General features: G+C 70.6%; 22 protein-coding genes and 1 pseudogene. 9 read left to right on the forward strand and 14 right to left on the reverse strand.

The window, feature by feature from the left end; translation table 11 throughout:
* Positions 1-64: 64 nt before the first annotated feature.
* From GA0074694_RS30015 to rimP, 9 genes are all read right to left on the reverse strand, one after another.
* Entirely contained in the window at positions 65-274 is a 210-nt protein-coding gene (locus GA0074694_RS30015) for a DUF6186 family protein (RefSeq protein WP_176738210.1), read from the reverse strand.
* Entirely contained in the window at positions 274-681 is a 408-nt protein-coding gene (locus tag GA0074694_RS30020; protein ID WP_091463225.1) for a hypothetical protein, read from the reverse strand. Before GA0074694_RS30020 ends, GA0074694_RS30015 begins: the two co-directional genes overlap by 1 nt.
* A 52-nt stretch (positions 682-733) precedes the next feature.
* Positions 734-1,762: a DHH family phosphoesterase gene (locus GA0074694_RS30025; protein ID WP_425413679.1), complete on the reverse strand. Its 1,029-nt coding sequence runs from the start codon at positions 1,760-1,762 to the stop codon at positions 734-736.
* 53 nt (positions 1,763-1,815) lie between these two features.
* Positions 1,816-2,304: a 30S ribosome-binding factor RbfA gene (gene rbfA, locus GA0074694_RS30030; RefSeq protein WP_091464397.1), complete on the reverse strand. Its 489-nt coding sequence runs from the start codon at positions 2,302-2,304 to the stop codon at positions 1,816-1,818.
* 148 nt (positions 2,305-2,452) lie between these two features.
* Entirely contained in the window at positions 2,453-2,746 is a 294-nt protein-coding gene (locus GA0074694_RS30035; RefSeq protein ID WP_091463226.1) for a DUF503 domain-containing protein, read from the reverse strand.
* An 88-nt stretch (positions 2,747-2,834) separates the two neighbouring features.
* Positions 2,835-5,846 carry a translation initiation factor IF-2 gene (gene infB, locus GA0074694_RS30040; protein ID WP_091463227.1) on the reverse strand — a complete coding sequence of 1,004 codons (3,012 nt, stop codon included), beginning with the start codon at positions 5,844-5,846 and terminating at the stop codon, positions 2,835-2,837.
* Positions 5,847-5,939: 93 nt separating this feature from the next.
* Entirely contained in the window at positions 5,940-6,272 is a 333-nt protein-coding gene (locus GA0074694_RS30045) for a YlxR family protein (RefSeq protein ID WP_091463228.1), read from the reverse strand.
* 16 nt (positions 6,273-6,288) lie between these two features.
* On the reverse strand, positions 6,289-7,332 hold the full coding sequence (nusA, locus tag GA0074694_RS30050) for a transcription termination factor NusA (protein WP_091463229.1): 1,044 nt from the start codon (positions 7,330-7,332) through the stop codon (positions 6,289-6,291).
* A complete protein-coding gene (gene rimP, locus GA0074694_RS30055; RefSeq protein ID WP_091464401.1) occupies positions 7,329-7,970 on the reverse strand; it encodes a ribosome maturation factor RimP in 642 nt (213 codons plus the stop codon). Before rimP ends, nusA begins: the two co-directional genes overlap by 4 nt.
* On the opposite strand from rimP, the gene GA0074694_RS32065 reads away from it, so the two are divergent.
* From GA0074694_RS32065 to GA0074694_RS30065, 3 genes are all read left to right on the forward strand, one after another.
* Entirely contained in the window at positions 7,948-8,124 is a 177-nt protein-coding gene (locus tag GA0074694_RS32065; protein ID WP_176737959.1) for a hypothetical protein, read from the forward strand. The genes rimP and GA0074694_RS32065 overlap by 23 nt on opposite strands.
* A gap of 78 nt (positions 8,125-8,202) precedes the next feature.
* A complete protein-coding gene (locus GA0074694_RS30060; protein ID WP_176738164.1) occupies positions 8,203-8,652 on the forward strand; it encodes a hypothetical protein in 450 nt (149 codons plus the stop codon).
* A complete protein-coding gene (locus tag GA0074694_RS30065; RefSeq protein ID WP_091463230.1) occupies positions 8,649-9,077 on the forward strand; it encodes a ferritin-like domain-containing protein in 429 nt (142 codons plus the stop codon). The genes GA0074694_RS30060 and GA0074694_RS30065 overlap by 4 nt, the downstream gene beginning before the upstream one ends.
* A gap of 40 nt (positions 9,078-9,117) precedes the next feature.
* On the opposite strand, the gene GA0074694_RS34420 is transcribed toward GA0074694_RS30065, so the two are convergent.
* From GA0074694_RS34420 to GA0074694_RS30080, 3 genes are all read right to left on the reverse strand, one after another.
* Positions 9,118-9,462 (reverse strand): Orn/Lys/Arg family decarboxylase, encoded by a 345-nt coding sequence (locus GA0074694_RS34420; protein ID WP_218105837.1) that lies wholly within the window; start codon positions 9,460-9,462, stop codon positions 9,118-9,120.
* Between the two features lie 177 nt (positions 9,463-9,639).
* The gene (locus GA0074694_RS30075; protein WP_091463231.1) at positions 9,640-11,211 is read right to left on the reverse strand and encodes an APC family permease; all 1,572 of its coding nucleotides are present in this window, start codon (positions 11,209-11,211) and stop codon (positions 9,640-9,642) included.
* Between the two features lie 115 nt (positions 11,212-11,326).
* The gene (locus GA0074694_RS30080) at positions 11,327-12,232 is read right to left on the reverse strand and encodes a LysR family transcriptional regulator (RefSeq protein WP_091463232.1); all 906 of its coding nucleotides are present in this window, start codon (positions 12,230-12,232) and stop codon (positions 11,327-11,329) included.
* 123 nt (positions 12,233-12,355) lie between these two features.
* Between GA0074694_RS30080 and GA0074694_RS30085 the strand changes: the two genes are divergently transcribed.
* The 6 genes and pseudogenes from GA0074694_RS30085 to GA0074694_RS33505 all read left to right on the forward strand — a co-directional run.
* On the forward strand, positions 12,356-12,853 hold the full coding sequence (locus GA0074694_RS30085; protein ID WP_091463233.1) for a YjbQ family protein: 498 nt from the start codon (positions 12,356-12,358) through the stop codon (positions 12,851-12,853).
* Positions 12,854-12,870: 17 nt separating this feature from the next.
* Entirely contained in the window at positions 12,871-14,331 is a 1,461-nt protein-coding gene (locus tag GA0074694_RS30090) for an FGGY-family carbohydrate kinase (protein ID WP_176738165.1), read from the forward strand.
* On the forward strand, positions 14,328-15,134 hold the full coding sequence (locus GA0074694_RS30095) for a sugar phosphate isomerase/epimerase family protein (RefSeq protein ID WP_091463235.1): 807 nt from the start codon (positions 14,328-14,330) through the stop codon (positions 15,132-15,134). The genes GA0074694_RS30090 and GA0074694_RS30095 overlap by 4 nt, the downstream gene beginning before the upstream one ends.
* On the forward strand, positions 15,131-15,847 hold the full coding sequence (locus tag GA0074694_RS30100; protein ID WP_091463236.1) for a triose-phosphate isomerase: 717 nt from the start codon (positions 15,131-15,133) through the stop codon (positions 15,845-15,847). The genes GA0074694_RS30095 and GA0074694_RS30100 overlap by 4 nt, the downstream gene beginning before the upstream one ends.
* Before the next feature lie 21 nt (positions 15,848-15,868).
* The gene (locus tag GA0074694_RS30105) at positions 15,869-16,636 is read left to right on the forward strand and encodes an SDR family oxidoreductase (RefSeq protein ID WP_091463237.1); all 768 of its coding nucleotides are present in this window, start codon (positions 15,869-15,871) and stop codon (positions 16,634-16,636) included.
* 75 nt (positions 16,637-16,711) lie between these two features.
* Positions 16,712-16,879 (forward strand): annotated as a pseudogene (locus tag GA0074694_RS33505) (nucleotidyltransferase domain-containing protein); the annotation flags it as partial.
* Positions 16,880-16,970: 91 nt separating this feature from the next.
* Here the strand turns inward: GA0074694_RS33505 and GA0074694_RS30110 are convergent.
* Both GA0074694_RS30110 and map read right to left on the reverse strand, forming a co-directional pair.
* Complete coding sequence (locus GA0074694_RS30110) at positions 16,971-17,687, reverse strand: VIT1/CCC1 transporter family protein (RefSeq protein WP_091463238.1); 717 nt, start codon at positions 17,685-17,687, stop codon at positions 16,971-16,973.
* Positions 17,684-18,541 carry a type I methionyl aminopeptidase gene (gene map / locus GA0074694_RS30115; RefSeq protein ID WP_091463239.1) on the reverse strand — a complete coding sequence of 286 codons (858 nt, stop codon included), beginning with the start codon at positions 18,539-18,541 and terminating at the stop codon, positions 17,684-17,686. Before map ends, GA0074694_RS30110 begins: the two co-directional genes overlap by 4 nt.
* Between the last annotated feature and the right edge of the window lie 49 nt (positions 18,542-18,590).

Raw genomic sequence — 18,590 nt, forward strand, 5'->3', positions numbered from 1 at the left:
GGCCCGCACCCAAGCTATCGTTAAGTTCCACATGTTGCCCACGCTTCCCAACACGTGGACGCGGTCAGCGGGCGAAGAAGTGCCAGCCGAGCCACCACCAGAAGCCGAAGAGGCCGATCCGCCCCACCGGCACCGCGCCGACCTCGTACTGCATGACGTACGCGCAGACGTCACCGAACGACGGCACCCGCGAGCCCTCCCGGCGGGCCGCCCACTCGACTGCGGCGAGCAGCACCAGCGAGGCCAGGAAGCCGCCGATGGCCAGGGCCCGCATCATCGCCGCACCAGGCCCCAGAACGCCGCCAGCCAGGCGAACCAGGCAGCCGTCCGGACCACCGGGTCCTCCAGCAGGGGATCGGCCAGGCGGGAGAAGGTGGGGAAGTCGTCGCCGGCCGCCGCGACGAAGGTGACCCCCTCGAACACCCCGAAGACCACCACCGGCAGCGCCCACCAGATCGCGCCCGAGCGCAGCCGCTCCGGCGCGGGGCGACGCGGCACCCGGTGGCTCAGCCCGAGCCAGACCAGCACCCCGCCGGTACCGAGGGTGTAGAGGTTCGCCGACGTCGAGAAGGAGGGGAACTGGCCGCCCACCAGAGACAGGAAGGCGAGTACCGGAACGACCACCACCGGACGGTCCCAGGCCCGGGGTGCCTCGGCGGCAATCTCGTGGGGCTGCTCCATCCCGCGATTCTCCCCTTCCGTCACGCAGCGGGAAGGCCGACACTCCCCGCGATCAGTCCCGCTCCACCGCCCGGAGCAGCGCCGTGTCGAGTTCGGCCCGGATCCGGGCCACCACGTCCTGCGCCGTGCCGCGCCCGGTGAAGCCCGCCGCGAAACGGTGCCCACCGCCGCCCAGGGCCACCGCGACCCGACTGACGTCCACCGCTCCCTTGCTGCGCAGCGAGACCGCCCAGCCGTCCTCGGCGATCTGCTTGAGCACCCCGCTGACGTCCGCCTCGGCGGTGCACCGCACCGAGTCGATCAGCGGCTCCAGCACGTACGGCTGCTGGTCGTGCCGGGCCAGGTCGGCCAGGGTCGCGTAGGTCCAGACGAAGCCGTGGCCACCGGCCGCCGCCGGTTCCAGCCGGGTCCGGTTGAGCACGTCGCCGTGGAGACGGACCGCGCCGAACGGCCGGGTGTCGAAGATCCGCCGGGAGATCTCCCCCGGCCGGATGCCGGTGGCGAGCAGCCGGGCCGCCATCCGGTGCACGTCCGGGGTGGTGGCGTCGAAACGGAACGAACCGGTGTCAGTGGCCAGCGCGACGTACAGGCACTCGGCGATCCCCGCGTCGAGCGGCACGTCGAGGCGGGTCAGCAGCTCCTCGGCGACCACCGAGGTCGCCGCGGCCCGCGGGTCGACCAGGTGGATGTCACCGAAGCCGGTGTTCGAGGCGTGGTGGTCGAGGACCACCGCCGGGGCCGCGAGCGCCAACCGGTCGACCAGGTCACCCAGGCGGGACTCACTCGCCGCGTCGAAGCAGAGGACCAGATCCGGGTCGTGGTACGCCTCGACGGCCGGCACCAGCAGCTCGAGACCGGGCAGGTCCCGGAAGGGCTCGGGCACCTCCGGCGGACCGGGGAAGGTCGCCTGCACCCGGCGCGACCCGAGGCGGCACAGCCCCAGCCCGAAACCGAGCATGCTGCCCAGGGCGTCCCCGTCCGGATTGACGTGGCAGATCAGCAGCACCCGGGCGTCGGGGTCGAGCCCCCGCAGGGCGTCGACGGCGGCGGCCCAGTCGGCGTCGGTCGGGCCGGACCGGATTGACGGGTCCTCTCCGGCGAGCAACCCGCTGGTTGACCCGCCCGGATCGTCCGTCACCGCCGTTCCTGGGCGGCCGACGCGACGTCGTCGGACTCGTCGTCGGCCTCGGTGTCGTCGTCCTCGTCCTCGTCGAGCCGGTACGGCTGGGCCTCCCCGGCGTACTCCGCCCGCGCGGCGATCCGCTGCACCTCGGCGTCGGCGCTGCGGGCCTGGGCGAGCAGATCGTCGATGTGCTTGACGTGGTCCTGGACGTTGTCCAGCACGAACGTCAGGGTCGGCGAGTGCCGCAGTCCGAGCGCCTTGCCCACCGTGCTGCGCAACATGCCCTTCGCGCTCTCCAGCGCGGCGGCGGTGCCGGCCTGCTCGGCGGCGTCACCGAGCACGGTGTAGAAGACCGTGGCGTCCCGCAGGTCGGCGGTGATCCGGGCATCGGTGATGGTGATCATGCCGAGGCGGGGATCCTTGATCTGGCTCCGCACCACCGACGCGACCAGCTCACGCACCCGTTCGGCGTGCCGGCGTACCTTGGCCGGATCCGTCATCTCCGCCACCTCCACGGCATCGACGTCCCGGTCGGACCGGGGCGCGGACGCCACCGGTGACCGAACCGGGCCAACAACTCGAACATTACCCGCGCGACCAGTCGGTCACGCCGGAGCACCGGCGGCCCCGGGCCGCCGGCCTCCACTGTCAGTCGTCCACGCCGTGGAGGCGTTGACGCACCGACAGCAGTTCCACCTCCGGGCGGCCCGCCACCAGACGCTCGCACGAGTCGAGCACCTCGCGGACGTGTCCCGCCTCCGCGGCCACCACGGCCACGGCAATCTGGGCCCGACCGTGCAGGTCGAGCGCTCCCACCTCGGCAGCCGACACCTCGAAGCGGCGCAACGCCGCCACGATCGGTCGTACGTATGATCTCTTGGCCTTGAGCGACCGGGAATCACCCGGTAGCAGCAGGTCGAAGACCGCGGTTCCGGTGAACATCGCCTCGGACGATACCCGCCCACCGCCCCCCATGATCAAGGGGTTTACGCCCGTCCGGCGTAAACCCCTTGATCGGGTGTCCCGAGCGTCAGCTACGGGCCTTCTCGCGCATCTCGAAGGTCTCGATGACGTCGCCGACCTGGACGTTGTTGTAACCGCCCAGGGTCAGACCACACTCGAAGCCCTCGCGCACCTCGGTCGCGTCGTCCTTGAACCGCTTGAGCGAGCTGATCGTGAGGTTGTCCGCCACGACCGCCCCGTCGCGCAGCAGCCGCGCCTTGGCGTTCCGCCGGATGATCCCGGACCGGACGATGCAACCGGAGATGTTGCCGACCTTGGACGAGCGGAAGACGTCGCGGATCTCCGCGGTGCCCAGCTCGACCTCCTCGTACTCCGGCTTGAGCAGGCCCTTGAGCGCCGCCTCGATCTCCTCGATGGCCTGGTAGATGACGGTGTAGTACCGGATCTCCACGCCCTCGCGGTCGGCGATCTCACGGACCTTGTTGGCGGCCCGCACGTTGAAGCCGATGATCGTGACCGCCTCGGACGAGGCACTCGCGAGCATGACGTCGCTCTCGGTGATCGCGCCGACACCCCGGTGGATGATCCTGAGCTGGACCTCCTCGGGGATGTCGAGGTTGAACAGCGCGTCCTCGAGGGCCTCCACGGAACCGGAGACGTCGCCCTTGAGCACCAGGTTGAGCGAGGTCTTCTCGCCCTCCTTGAGCTGCTCCATGAGCGTCTCGAGGGTGGCCCGGCCACGGGAGTTGGCGAAGCTCGCCGCCCGCCGCCGCGCCTGCCGCTGCTCGGCGATCTGGCGCACCGTACGGTCGTCCTCGGCCGCCAGGAAGGTGTCACCCGCACCCGGCACCGCGGTCAGACCGAGCACCAGGACCGGACGGGCCGGACCGGCCTCGGCGACCTGGTTGCCGTTCTCGTCGAGCATCGCCCGGACCCGGCCGTGCGCCCCACCGGCGACGATCGAGTCGCCCGCCCGCAGGGTGCCCTTCTGCACCAGCACGGTCGCGACCGCACCACGGCCCTTGTCCAGGTGCGCCTCGATGGCCACACCCTGCGCCGGCCCGTCGATCGGAGCGGTCAGCTCCAGCGACGCGTCCGCGGTGAGCAGGACGGCCTCGAGCAGCTCGTCGATGCCGATGCCCGGCTTGGCCGCCACGTTGACGAACATGGTGTCGCCGCCGTACTCCTCGGCGACCAGGCCGTACTCGGTCAGCTGCTGGCGGACCTTGTCCGGATTGGCCTCCGGCTTGTCGACCTTGTTGACCGCGACCACGATCGGCACGTCCGCCGCCTTGGCGTGGTTGAGCGCCTCGATCGTCTGCGGCATCACGCCGTCGTCGGCCGCGACCACCAGCACCACGATGTCGGTGACCTGGGCACCACGGGCACGCATGGCGGTGAACGCCTCGTGACCCGGGGTGTCGATGAAGGTCACTGCCCGGTCCTCGCCGTCGTGCGGGACGTGGACCTGGTACGCACCGATGTGCTGGGTGATGCCACCCGCCTCGCCGGCCACGACGTTCGCCTTGCGGATCGCGTCGAGCAGCTTGGTCTTACCGTGGTCGACGTGACCCATGACGGTCACCACCGGCGCACGGCTGACCAGGCGGTCCTCCGCGACCTCGGCGTCGAGGTCGATGTTGAACTGCGCGAGCAGCTCGCGGTCCTCGTCCTCCGGGCTGACGATCTGCACGTTGAAGCCGAGGTGCTCACCCAGCAGCAGCAGGGTGTCGTCAGAGCAGGACTGGGTCGCGGTGACCATCTCGCCCAGGTTGAACATCTCCTGGACCAGCGAACCCGGGTTGGCGTTGATCTTGTCGGCGAAGTCCGACAGCGAGGCGCCACGGGAGAGCCGGACGACCTGACCCTGACCCCGGGGCGCACCCGAGCTCATGGTCGGAGCCGACAGGTTGTCGAACTCCTGTCTGCGCTGCTTCTTGGACTTGCGACCACGCGTCGGCCGGCCACCCGGACGCCCGAAGGCACCCGCGGCACCGCCGCCACGGCCACGGCCGCCGCCACCGGGACGACCGCCGCCACCGGCGGGCGCACCGGGACGGAACCCGCCACCGGCACCGGCGCCACCGCCGCCGCCACCACCGGGACCGCCACGGAAGCCACCGCCACCGCCGCCACCACCGGGGCCACCGCGGAAGCCACCGCCGCCGCCACCGCCACCGGGGCCACCGCGGAAGCCACCGCCGCCGCCACCGCCACCGGGACGGCCCGCGCCGCCGCCGGGACGACCCGCGCCGGGCCCGCCCGGACGACCGGGACGCTGGCTCGGCATCGAAGCCGGACTCGGCCGGGGCGGCATCGAGGCCGGACTCGGCCGGGGCGGCATCGAGGCCGGGCTCGGCCGTGGTCCGCCGGCGCTGCTCGCCGGCGGCCGGGCCTGGCCGCCACCCTGGATACCGAACGGGTTGTTGCCCGCGCCACGGGCCGGCGGGCGTCCGCCGGGACCGGGACGACCCGGGGCCGGCGTGCCGGTACGACCGGCGGCCAGCGAACCCGGGCGGGGCGGCATCGCGCCCGGACCCGGACCCGGACCCGGCCGGGGGCCGGGGCGGTTGGTGCCGTCCGTCGGGGGCTCCCGGCGGACGTTCTCACGCTGCTGCTGCCGGGCGGCCTGGGCGGCCTTGACCGCGGCCTCCTGGTCGGCCTTCAGCTGGGCGGCGCGCGCCTCGGCGGCGGCCACCTCGATGTCGTGGGCACTCGCCGGCTTGGCGACCGGGGTCGCCGCGGCCGGCGGGCCGGGGACCGGCCCCTTCGGCTTCGGACCGGGCACCGGCCGCCGGGGCGGCATCGGCTTGGCCGAGATCCGGGGTTCGCCGGGGGTCGGCGGTGGGGTCGGGGTCGGTCGCGGGGCCGGGCTCGGGGTGGCCGCCGCCGGAGCGGACGGTGCCGAACCATCGGCGGACGCGACGAATGCGCCCCGCAGCCGTCGGGCGACGGGCGCCTCGACGGTGCTGGACGCGGACTTCACGAACTCGCCCATTTCCTTCAGCTTGGCGAGAACGGTCTTACTCTCGACCCCGAGCTCCTTTGCCAGCTCGTGTACGCGGGCCTTACCTGCCACTGCACTCCTCACTCCGAGGTCGTGCGGGCAGCACCCGCAGCGACCTCACTCCTGCACTTGAAGCCTGGTCATTTCAGGGACTTCATCGTGTGCTCATGTCGGTCGTCCTACCTTGCTAGCGACTCCCGTCCGGTCGGGCTGACCGGACGTGAAGCTTGGCGCGTCGACGTGCTTCGCCAGCTCACCATGATCGGGAACCCCGGCGATCCGTAACGCACGCCCGAAGGCGCGGCGTCGCACCGCCAGCGCGAAGCAGGCCGGATCCGGGTGCAGGTTCGCTCCCCGACCCGGCAGCCTACGGGCCGGATCGGGTCGGAGGCTGTGACCAGCCTCGTCGCCAACCGCGACGATCCGCAGGAGTTCACTGGCCGGCGCCCGTTTCCGGCAGCCCACACAGGTGCGCTCCGGCTGCGCGCGTCGTACCACTTGAGAAAGTCTACCCCTAGCTGCTCGAGATCGCGCCGCCCGGCTCCGGGACGTGATCAGCACCGCGCCGTCCCGCCGGGGCCGACTGCTCGGCGTCGGACCGGATGTCGATCCGCCATCCGGTCAGTCGGGCAGCAAGCCGGGCGTTCTGCCCTTCCCGCCCGATAGCCAACGAAAGTTGGAAATCGGGCACGGTGACCCGTGCCGTCCGGGTGGCCAGGTCGACCACCTCGACCCGGAGTGCCTTGGCCGGCGACAACGCGTTGCCGACGAAGGTCGCCGGGTCGTCCGACCAGTCGATGATATCGATCTTCTCGCCGTGCAGTTCACTCATCACGGCGCGGACCCGCTGCCCCATCGGGCCGATGCAGGCGCCCTTGGCGTTCACCCCGGGCGTGGTGGAGCGGACCGCGATCTTCGTACGGTGACCTGCCTCACGCGCGATGGCGCTGATCTCCACGGTGCCGTCCGCGATCTCCGGCACCTCCAGGGCGAAGAGCTTCTTCACCAGCGCCGGGTGGGACCGGGAGAGGGTGATCTGCGGACCGCGCATGCCCTTGGCGACATGCACGACCACGCAGCGGATGCGCTCTCCGTGCGTGTACCGCTCGCCGGGCACCTGCTCCGACTGCGGCAGCACACCCTCCAGCTTGCCGAGGTCGACGCTGACGATGCCCTTCTCGGCGCGGGCCTCGTGTGCCTGGACCACGCCGGTGACCAGGTCCCCGTCGCGTCCGACGTACTCGCCGAAGTGCACCTCGTCGGTGGCCTCCCGCAGGCGCTGGAGGATCACCTGCTTGGCGGTCATCGCGGCGATCCGGCCGAAGTCGTGCGGGGTGTCGTCGACCTCCCGGACGACGGTGCCGTCGGGGTCCAGCTCCTGGGCGTAGACCAGGGCCTGACCGGTCTTGCGGTCGATCTCCACCCGGGCGTGCGACTGCGCACCCTCGGTGTGCCGGTAGGCGGTCAGCAGCGCGGTCTCGATCGCCGCGAGGATCGTGTCGAACGGGATCTCCCGCTCGCGCTCCAGTGCGCGCAGCGCCGCGAGGTCGATGTTCACCTCTCCTCGTCCTCCACTTCATCTTCGTCGTCGTCGATGTCGTCGCCGAACTCGTCGTCCGCCACCTCGTCGAGGCGGCTGAATTCGACCTGTACGCGGCCGGGGCCGAGTTCGGCGTAGGCCCTTTCCCACCGCTCGCCGTCCACGTCGAGCACCACCCGCTCGTCACCGGCGTCCAGCACCCGGCCGGTGACCTGACGGTCCCCCGGCTCCCCGGCACGCTGGTCCGGCACGGCCACCCGGGCCGTCACCCGTACCAGCCGGCCGACGTTGCGGCGCCAGTGCCGGGGCAGGGTCAGCGGGCGGTCCACGCCCGGCGAACTCACCTCGAGCTGGTACTCCCCCGCGACGATGTCGCCGCTCGCCTCCTCCGCCGCATCCAGCGCCGAGGAGACCGCCCGGGAGACGTCGGCCACCGCGTCGAGGCTGACGCCCCGGTCACCGTCGACGATCACCCGGACCACGTGCCGGCGTCCGGCCCGCGAGACGGAGAGATCCTCCAGGTCGTACCCGGCGGCGACCACCACCGGCTCGATCACGGACCGCAGCCGGGACCGACGGGCGGCGAGATCCCCGCGCGGCGCACCGGCGGGACGGGGTCTCCCCGTCGACCTGGTGGCACGGCCACGCTGCGTCATCTGGCGCACCCCTCTCGACATCGACGGCACCCGGGCGGGCAGCCACGGCGGCACGCCACCGGGGCGGTTCGCCGCCGGTGGCTGCGCAGAGCGTAACGCGCCGTCGGCCGGACCGGCCGGGCGGCGCACCGACGCCCTTGCCCGCGAACGGTAGCGGATGGTGTTGACTTGTCCGGTGGCGATCGGCAGAGCAACACAGCGCGACGGAGCGGCCGGACATTCCCGGCGGAGGGTGCTGCGTACCGGAGTGGCCCTGGTCCTCGGCGGAGCCACCGCGTCGGTGGCCGGCTGCGGACTCCTCGACCGGGACGACCCGCCGCCCCCGCCCGACCCGCTGACCCCCCTGGTCGACGGCGCGCTCGCCCTGGCGGACCGGTACCGGGCCGCGATGGACGCCGACCCGGCGCTCGCCGCCCGGCTCACCCCGATCGCCGAGGCGCACCGGGCACACGCCACCGAGTTGGCCGCCGCGATCGGGCTGGCACTCCCCTCGCCCAGCCCGTCCGCGCCGGCCGGCGGTCCCACCGGGGACGCCGGCACCGTCCTCGCCGGGCTGCGCGCGGAGGAGGAGCGCGGACGCGCCGAGGCGGCGACCTTCTGCGCGCAGGCCCCGGCCGACCGGGCCGCCCTGGTCGGTTCGATCGCGGCGGCCCGCGCCACGCACGTGGAGGTGCTCCGGTGACCGCCGAGGAGGCGCTCGGCGCCGCGCTGACCGCCGAGTACGCGGCGATCTTCGCGTACGGGCCGATCGGGGTGCGACTCACCGGCACCGCCCAGCGGGCCGCCCGGGAGGCGGAGTCCGCGCACCGGCGCCGCCGCGACGACCTGGTGCTGCGGTTGAGCACCGGCGGCGGCACCGTCCCGGCCGACCGGGCCGGCTACGCGCTGCCCTACCCGGTCACCGACGCCACGAGTGCGCTGCGGCTGGCGGTCGAGGTGGAGGAACGCACCGCCGGGTACTGGCGGGCGGCGCTGGCCGCCACCACCGGGGCGGAACGCACCCGGGCCCTGGCGGCGCTGACCGACTGCGCGCTGCGGGCGACCCGCTGGCGGCGCACCGCCGGCATCACGCCGTCGACCGTCCCGTTCCCCGGTCGCCCCTCCTGACCCGACCGCCCCGACCGCCCCGACTAGACCCAACGCCGTTTCAGTTAGGGCTCGCAGAAGAATAACGCGCAGATTTCCGCCCGCGCGGATTTCCATCTGCTAGATGCCAATGGCCTGCAGCGATGCCGGGGTTCCTGTCAGCCTGGCACCCGAGCCTGTGCGCGGATCTCAGCAGGTGGCGGGATCCACACATCACATTCGTGGCCGCCAGATTCGGAACCGACGTGTTATTTTTCTGCGAGCCCTTAGCTGAGGGCTCGCAGAAAAATAACCCGGGGATGAGCATGCCGGCTCGCACGCCGCTGGTCAGGTAGTCGAGGGCGGCCTGGCTGATCCGTTCACCCGGCACGAGCACCGGAACGCCCGGCGGGTACGGGCTGACCATTTCGCGGCGCTCCGGCCGTCCTCGATGGGAACCTGCTCGGCGCGGCCGACGAACGCGTCGCGCGGCGACATGACGCTCTCGAGTTCCAGGGTCCGCGGTTCGGGCAGGTCCGCCTGCGATCGTGTCTCGATCCGGCCAGGCATGATCCGCCGTCCCCAAGGACCGTCGTCAGAACGTTCAGACGCGTAGTCCCGCGGACTGATTTTCGTCCGGGTGTTGCTGGGCGTATCGCGTTCCCGCCCCGCCGGCCTTCAACCTGCGCCGGAGGACCAGCAGCCACCAGAGCAGCGGGAGTCCGAGGATGCCGGCGAACACGAGGCCGTTCCCGGCAAACGCAGGGAGGAACAGCAGGGCGGCCTCGACCAGGAGGAAGACCACCAGGCTGGTCACCAGCACCGGGGTCCGCGCTTTCCCCAGGTCGTAGGTCCCGGGCTCCGCCGCAGGAACTCGTCCCTGCCGACTCGCGACGAGCAGTCCGATGGTCTGCAGGACGTAGGTGGTGAAGAACGCGAGCGTGGCGATTCCCAAGAAGTAGTTGAATGCACGCGCGTTGACCAGGGCGGACAGCAGCATGAGCACCGAGACCACACCGAGGCTGACGACGGCGGTGGACGGCGTCTTGCGGGTCGGCGAGACGTGCCGGAGGGCATGGGAGAACGGCATCATGTTGTCGCGCGAGAGGGAGTACAGCAGCCGCGTCGCCACCAAGACGTTGGCGAGCAGGCAGACGAGGATGTTCGTCAGTGCGATCGCCACGGTGATGCGCGAGAACACCGGACCCAGCTGCTGGGTGATGATCACCTCGATCGGGGCGGACGAGTCGGTGAGTTCACTCGGGTTCCTGATGGCGAGGACGTACACGAAGTACATGAGGAACTCGATGACGCACGAGGTCGCGAACGCGTAGAACATCGTGCGGGGAATGATCCGACGCGCACCCTTGGTTTCCTCGGCCACGTCGGCGACCGCTTCGACGCCGACCAGGCCGAAGAACGGTCCCAGCGACGCGGTCAGCCAGGCGAGGAAGTACGACTGCGTCTGGCCGTCGGGCGTCGTACCTTGGAACAGCGAGCTGATCGGCTGGGCGTCGTCGTGGACGGCGAACGCCACCACCGCCACGATGAGCGTGACGGCGATGGTGATGACCAGCTCGAGGCCGACGCCGATGTTGTTGAGGAGCGTGGCCAGACGCAACCGGTAGGCATTGATAAGGGTGCAGATGCTGACCACGCCGATGGCGATGAAGATCTGCCCGGCCTGGGTGAGGTCCCACCCCAGGAGGCTGCCCAGATAGCCGGCGAAGATGTAACCCAGGCTCGTCATTCCGCTGACCCAGCCGATGAGCGCCGCGCACCCGGTGAACCAGCCGTAGCTGGAGCCGTTGAGCCGGCTCGTCCACTGGTAGGCGTACCCGGCCAGGGGGATCTTGGCGGCCATGTCGGCGGCGATCACGGTCCACAGCAGGAACACCGGGATCGCCAGGAAGAGGGTCCAGATGAACGGGGACCCGGCATTGAAATAGCCGGCCCCGAACCCGGTGAAGACGGCGGTGGTCGCGCTGATCGTCGAGAAGCCGATGGCGAATGAGGCGATCTTGCCGACCGAGCGGTCGAGCTTCTGCTCGTACCCGAACTCGGCAAGCCGGGCATCCTCGTCCTCGCCGACGACTCGCGGCGGTGGAGCGAGGTCAAGTCTGGGTCCTGTCGGTTGGTCGGTGTCGAGTCTGGGTCGTGACGCCCGGTCAGTCATGCCGCACTCCCTCTGCTGACGACCTCGGGCCCGCACGGCCGAGGGCTGTCAGCAGTGAATCTCTGGCAGTGGCCGGACTGGAAGGACGGAGCTTCTATCTACCGGTAACCAGGGGTTATGACCGCCGCTGGCTCGTGCGAGGGACGCGTCTGAGCATGTACCGCACCACCTGTCGCCCGCCGGCCGACAGGCGGTTCGGGCGCCAGGCGACGGCTGTCACGCTAGCCGGTCGGTCGACGATGGGGACGAACCTGATCCCCGGCCGATCGTAGAGACGCGTGAGCGAGGACGTCGTGAAGCTGATCCCGACTCCGCGGGAGACCATCGTCGTCTCGGCCTCGTAGGTGGCCGCCTCCGCGGCGACGTTCGCCGGTTTGCCGTCTCGGACGTCGCTAGCCATCCAGTAGTCGCGCCAGACACCAGCCGATTGGGGGGCGACGACGATCGGTTCGTCCAGCAGCTCGCCGATGTGCAGCTGGGCGCGGTCGGCGAAGCGATGCGTACGCGGTAGGCAGGCGACCCAGGACTCCTTGGCGACGACCACCGACTCGAGATCGGGGACGTCCACCGGGAGCCGCAGGAGCGCGATCTCGCACGCGCCCGACCGGAGGCCTACGGTCGGGTCTGAGAAGTCGTACTCGGTGATCTCCAGGGACAGCTTGGGCAGGCTCTTCTCCACCCCGTCAAGCAACTCGAACAGCAGGTCGGCGCCCATGCCGGTCAGGTAACCGACCCGGATCTGGGCGCTGCCGACGAGGTTTTCGACGACGTCGAACGCCGCTTCGACCTCGTGCAGCGCCTTCCGGACGTGGGGCAGCCACTCCCGACCGAGTACGGTAAGCGCGACCGAATGTGTGTCCCGCTCGAACAGCCGGCCACCGATGTGGCTCTCGAGTTGTCGAATCGCCGCCGACAAGGCCGGCTGGGAAATGAAGAGCCGTTCGGCCGCTTTATGGTAATTCAGTGTACTAGCGAGGGCATCGAAGTATTTCAGCAAGCGAAGGCTCGCGCCATGGTTCATCGCACCTCCCAGGGGTTCGTGATAGGCGCCGCTTATCAGATCATCGCAATCTTTCCCTTCCGTTGCAAGAGCGTTCGTCGCATCCTGATCTCGCCGAATCATCCGGAGAGCGAGAGGTAGCCGATGTCCGCCTACTACACGTCCGTCACGATCGAGACCCCGGCTCGGCAGGAGTTCTACGATGTGACCGCCCAGCTGGAGGAATTCGTCGCCGGCACCGGTGTACGTGACGGGCTCGCCATCGCCTACTCGGCCCACACGAGCTGCTGCGTCCTGCTCCAGGAGGAGTCCGAGGACGTCACGTACTACGGCACCCAGCTACTGCTGCAGGATACCCTCAACGTCTTCGCCAAGATCGCGCCTCCGACCCGGCACGAGGGACAGTACCTGCATCCTGGCCCGATCCACATCCGCAATGCCGCCAAATTGCGCGACGAGCTTCCGGAATGGGGCCTGAACACCGACGGGCACATCATCTCTTCGATTTTGGGCCGTTCGGAAAGCATTCCGCTCGTTGACGGCACGCTGCTGCTCGGGGAGTTCGGCCGAGTCTACTTCGGCGACCTCGACGCCGTCCGTGCCCGGACCCGGACCGTTCACTTCCAGGTGCTCGGCGCCTGACCATGCTCGCTTACGCGGTGGACGTCGGTACCACCAACATCAAGGTCGTCGTCTTCGACGAGTGCCTCCGCCGGCTGGCCGTCGCCGCCGCGCCCGCGGTGTACCAGCGCACGGGCGACCGCGTCGAGTTCCGTCCCGAGGAAGTCTTCGACCTCGTCATCGAGCTGATTGCCCAATGTGCCGGGTCGATCGGGGACGCCGCCCGCCATGACGCGGTGATCGCCCTGACCGGCCAGGCAGAGTCGTTGGTGCTCAACGACCGGCGCGGCGATCCCGTGCGACCAGCGCTCTCGTGGCTGGACAACCGTGCCACCGCCGAAGCCGGCGAGCTGGGCGAACGCTTCGGCGTCGAGAATGCCTTCGCGGTCACCGGCGAGCCCGGCCCGTCGGCGACCTGGCCGGCGGCCAAGCTGCGCTGGCTCGCCAAGCACGAACCACGGACGCTCGACCGGACGGCGGCCGTCCTCATGGTCAAGGACGACCTGCTCCGCCGCTTCACGGGAACCGCGGTGGGCGAGGTGACGACGCGAGGATTCACCTACCTCTACGACGTACGACGCGGTCGCTACTGGGAGGAAATGCTCGACTTCGTCTCCGTACCGGCGGGGTCGCTCGCCCCGATCGTGCCGGCCGGGACGGACGTCGGCCGCGTACTTCCGCAGATCGCCGACCGCCTCCCGCCGGCCCGTTCCTACCGGGTCAACGCCGGAGCGCTCGACCACTTCTGTGCCATGGCCGGCACGGGTTCCTACACGCCGGGGGCCGTGAGTGAATCCGCCGGAACGGTGCTGTCGCTGTCCATGCTCACCGCGGGCTGGTCGTTTGATCCCGAGCGGAAGGTGTCGTTCCACGCCGGGCTGCGCCCCGGCGACATCGTCCTGTTCAACGGCGTCGACAGCGGGGGCGTCTCGCTCGAATGGTTCCGCCGCGAGGGTCTCGGCGGTATGTCGTACGACGATCTGGAGGAACGCCTCGCCGCGCGTACCGCCGGCAACGCACCGATCTTTTTGCCCTACCTCACCGGGGTGAACCCACCTGACCACTTCCCCCACGCCCGGGGGGCGTTCCTCGGTCTGGACCTCGCGCACGACCGGATCGACCTCGCCTACGCTGTCGAGGAGGGCGTGGCCCACCTCCTGCGCCGCAACGTGGACTATCTCACCCCTGCTCGCGTACGCGAGATCGTCTCCACCGGCGGTGGTTCGTCGTCCCCGTTCTGGAACCAGCTCAAGGCCGACGTGTGCGGCGTCGACGTGCTCGTCCCGGCCGAGCGGGAGGCCACCTGCCGCGGAGCGGCCGCGCTCGCCCTCGTCGCCTCCGGGCAGATTGACGGAATTGGTGAGTCAGCCCACCTCAGTCGGCCGCCGACCGCCCGTTACCAGCCGCGCCGGTCCGCCGAGCGGGACGCGCGGTACGAGTTGTTCGGCGAATACCTGAGACGCCTGTTCATGAACGACCCGGAAGGAGATCCACGATGATGCTGGCCTGCTCGTCCCCGATGGTCCCGGGAGAGTCGCTGACCGCCAAGGCCGAGTCGCTGAAGCGGTGGGGTTACGACGCCCTCGCCGTGTTTCACCCGTTGGCGGAATGGAACGACGGCGTGCGCCGTGAGCTCGTCACTCTGGAACAGCGCACCGGCGTCCGGCCCGTGGAGTTCGTGCTCATCGACGAGATCTACGGCAACGCGATGTCGCCGGACGCCGACCGCCGGGCCCGCTGCCGCGCGATGTACCTGGAGGCCGCTTCGGTCTGCGCCGAGATCGGCACGGTTACCGAGATCGAGTACGAGTACGGCGCCCGCGACCCGTTGCCCCTCTTCCATCCCTACCAGAAGCTCGACGCCGGCCAGACCGAGCAGTTCATCGACTTCTACCGCGAGGTACTGGCCGTAGTCGAGGGAACGCCCGGTCGCGTGCTGCTGGAGCCGATCAACCGATACGAGTGCCGGTACCTCAACCTCGTGACCGACAACCTCGAGATTCTCGACGCTGTCGCCCACCCGAACGCCGCGCTGCTGCCGGACACCTTCCACATGTCGATCGAGGAGGCAGACCCCGCCGCAGCCATCCGCAGCGCCGGCGACCGGGTCGCCCACGTCCACCTTGGCGACAACAACCGGCTGCTACCGGGGCACGGCCGGCTCGATTGGGAGTCCATCTTCGGCGCGCTGCACGAGATCGGCTTCGACGGCGCGGTCAACCTCGAATGCTCGACCGAAGGCGACCCGGCCGTGACCCTGCCCGCGACCGCCGAGCGGCTGCGGAAGCTGATCGGGAAATGACCGGCTCCCTGACCCCGCCGTTCTTCGAGATCGGTCCGAAGAACCTGCTCCGCCGCCGCGAGATCGAGTCTGTCGCGGTCGCGGCCGGCCGCGCGGGCGACGACCACGGCGTCACGGTTCTTCTCACTGTGCCCACCGCACTGGTCGCACCGGTCGAGGGGCTCGGCTGCGGTGTACGCGTGCTGGCGCAGGGCATGCACACCGATCGACTCGGTCCGTCGATGAACCGGGTCACGGCGGAGTCGCTGGCAGATGCCGGCGCCTGGGGCGTGATGCTCAACCACGACGCCGACCCGCTCGACGGCACGCAGCTGGAGCTAGCGCTGCAGCGCGCGGTAGAGGTAGGCCTCGAAACGGTGGTGTGTGCCGCCACCCAGCACGAGGCGGTCCGATTTGCCGCTTTGGAGCCGACCGTCGTGCTCTACGAGCCGCCCAGTCTCATCGGCACCAGTAGGGCCGGCCGCCGCGACTGGATCGCCACGTCGACCGAAGCCATCCATCGGGCCGGCCACGCCGTGTTGGCCATGCATGCCGGTGGCATTTCGACGCCCGCGACAGCTCGGGCCGTCATGGCGGCCGGTGCCGAGGGCACGGGCTCCACCAGCGGCGTGCTGTCGGCCCCGGACCGCGAGGCGGCAGCGCGCCAGTTCATCGCCGCCACCAGGATCGGCTGGGACGAGGCGCGCCGCGCCTGGCCCGCCACCACCAGGTGAGATCAGTTGAGGGAGAGCGCCATGACCAGCAACCTGACGAGCCGCACCGCGGTCCTCACCGGAGGCGCCCGCGGCATTGGCCTGACGCTCGCCAGAACCTTGGCGGCAGACGGCATGAACGTCGCCCTTCTCGACCTGCTAGACACCGTCGAGGAGAGCGCGAAGGCCATCGCCGACGAGTACGGGGTCGCCACGCACGGACAGAAGATCGACGTCACCGATCAGGACGGGGTTGCCGACGCGTTCCGGGCCGTCCGGCAGACCTTCGGCGTTCCGTCCGTTTTGGTCACGGCCGCCGGTATCGAAATCAACGGCGACTCGGTCAAGGTCACCGCGGAGCAGTGGCGGAGGGTGATCGACGTCAACCTCACCGGCACGTTCTTCGCGGCCCAGGCATTCGCCAACGGACTACTGACGGCCGGAATGCCCGGTAGCGCGATCTTCATCGCGTCCATGTCGGGCTCGATCGTCAACGTGCCGCAATGGGCGGCGTCGTACAACGCGTCCAAGGCCGCCGTCGCGCACCTGGGAAGGTCGCTGGCCGTCGAGTGGGCGCCCGCCGGGATCCGGGTAAATTCGATCTCGCCCGGATATGTGCTCACCGACCTCACGAAGGCCATCCTCGACCGGGAGCCGGAGCTGCACGACGACTGGGTCGCCCGTATCCCGCAGGGCCGCATGGCCAAGCCCGAGGATCTCGCCGGGCTGGTCCGCTTCTTGGCGTCCGACGCCTCGACGTACCTAACCGCGCAGGACATCGTCATCGACGGCGGCTACACCGCGATCTAGTACCGACTAGACCCGCCCGCCCCTCCTGACCCGACCGCCCCGACAAGACCCGCTCGCCCGATCGACTCTGCCGACCTGAGCCGCACGTACTACCGGGACGCGCGGGGGACGCGGTACGGCGTACCGGACTTGCCGGGGCGGACATGACCGAGGTGGGCGCGGTGCTACGGCGGCAGGCCGGCGAGCTGGCCGCGCGCGGCCGGCCGGTGGACAGCACCCGTCGACGACCTGCTCGACGGCTGAGCCGCCGACCCCGCGGCCGGGTCCAGCCTGGAGGACGGCCCCGCCGTGGACGGGGACCGGGCACGCCGCAGGGAGGACCGCGCCGGTCGCGTCAGCCGATCCCGCCCTGGACGCCGATCAGCGCCCCGATCAGGTACGTCGCGGCGGCCGCCGCCGCGCCCAGGAGAAGCTGCCGCAGCCCGCTGGTCCACCAGGGCCGGTTGGTGAACCGGGCGACGATCGCCCCGGCGGCGAAGAGCCCGGCCCCACCCACCGCGAGAGCCAGCCAGAGATTGGTGAACCCGACCAGGTAGGTGAGCAGCGGAACCAGCGCCCCGATGGAGAAGAACACGAACGACGAGAAGGCCGCCGTCCACGGGCTGGGCTGCTCGTCCGGGTCGACGCCCAACTCCTCCCGGACGTGCACCCGCAACGCCTCCTCCGGGTTGCGGCTGACCGCCTCGGCGACCTCGCGGGCCAGGTCGTACGGGAGGCCGCGGGCGGCCCAGGCGTCGGCCAGTTCCCGGGCCTCCGCCTCGGGGTGCCGCTCCAGCTCCCGGCGTTCCTTGGCGACCTCGGCGGCGACCTGCTCGTTGGCCGAGCGGACGCTGGTGTACTCGCCGAGCCCCATGGAGATCGCCCCGGCGACCAGCCCGGCGGTGCCGGTGAGCACGACGGCCCGGGGCGAGACCCCGCCGCCGCCCACGCCCGCGATCAGGGCGATGTTGGTGACCAGGCCGTCCATCGCGCCGAAGACCGCCGGACGCAGCCAGCCGCCGGAGACGTCCGCGTGGTGCCCCTCCCGCAGCGCCGCAGGTGTGTCGGTCACGGCAGTGTCAGGATCTCGTGGCCGCTCTCGGTGACCACGACGGTGTGCTCGAACTGGGCCGTCCACTTCCGGTCCTTGGTGACCACGGTCCAACCGTCGTCCCACATGTCGTACTGGTGGGTGCCGAGAGTGATCATCGGCTCGATGGTGAAGGTCATCCCCGGCTCCATCACGTCGGTGGGACGCGGGCTGTCGTAGTGCGGCACGTACAGGCCGCTGTGGAAGGCCTCCCCGATGCCGTGGCCGGTGAAGTCGCGCACGACGCCGTAACCGAACCGCTTGGCGTACGACTCGATGACCCGGCCGATGACGTTGATCTGACGGCCGGGCGCGACCGCGCGGATGCCCCGCATCATCGCCTCGTGCGTCCGCTCGACCAGCAGCCGGGCCTCCTCCCTGACCTCGCCGACACCGAAAGTGGCGTTGGTGTCCCCGTGGACCCCGCCGATGTACGCGGTGACGTCGACGTTGACGATGTCACCGTCGTGCAGCGCGGTGGAGTCCGGGATCCCGTGACAGATCACCTCGTTGAGGCTGGTGCAGCAGGATTTGGGGAAGCCCCGGTAGCCCAGCGTCGACGGGTAGGCACCCTGGTCGACCAGGAACTCGTGGACCACCCGGTCGATCTCGTCGGTGGTCACGCCGGGCTTGCAGTGCTCACCGGCGAGCTGCACCGCCTGCGCGGCGATCCGCCCGGCGACGCGCATCCGCTCGATGGTCTCCGGGTTCTGCACATGGGAGCCGGTCCACTGCTGCGGACGCTTCTTGCCCACGTACTCCGGGCGGCGGATGTGCGACGGCACCGGTCGCCACGGAGAGAGCGTGCCTGGGGTCAACGGCGCTCGGACGGTCATCCGCCAAGCCTATCGCCGCCCCGGACAGGGTCGGCACGCAGCGGGCGGC

This window comes from Micromonospora inyonensis, from assembly GCF_900091415.1.
Lineage (GTDB): Bacteria > Actinomycetota > Actinomycetes > Mycobacteriales > Micromonosporaceae > Micromonospora > Micromonospora inyonensis.